The organism is Neisseria sp. P0022.S010 (genome assembly GCF_051956635.1).
This window is the reverse complement of the sequence record NZ_JBQCXF010000922.1, coordinates 1-440: the sequence shown is the minus strand read 5'-3', so window position 1 is coordinate 440 and position 440 is coordinate 1. Positions and strand designations below refer to the sequence as shown.

1 pseudogene is annotated in these 440 nt (G+C 48.6%); it reads left to right on the top strand.

The window, feature by feature from the left end:
- A pseudogene (locus tag ACTHUT_RS22125) lies at positions 1-345 on the top strand (ABC transporter substrate-binding protein); the annotation flags it as partial.
- Positions 346-440: the final 95 nt, after the last annotated feature.

The window sequence follows — 440 nt, the reverse complement described above, 5'->3', positions numbered from 1 at the left end:
CAGGAACAAACGCTTGAAACCAAACCGCTGATTCCGATAGCGGGCATCATCGCCAACAAAGAATATTTCCACGCACACAAAGCGCAGTTCGAAATCTTCCATCAGGATTTGAAAAACACGCTAAACTGGATACTAGCCAACCGACAAAGCGCCGCGAAAATCGGCAAAAACTACCTACCCACCCCCGAACCCGCTCTAGTCATGGGCTTGGACGGCGCACGTCTGACGGGAACCAAAGGCATCGAAGGGAAGAACGAGATTTTGAAGTTTTACGAAATCCTGATGCAGGTCAATCCGAAACCTCTGGGCGGCAAGTTGCCGGATAACTGGTTCGTCTTGGCTTAAAAGGAAAGAAAGGCCGTCTGAAAGTGTAGAATAGGTGTGAGTATTCAATCTTCTATTTGTCAGACGGCCTCGGAGCATTATCCGCTGTTTAGGTT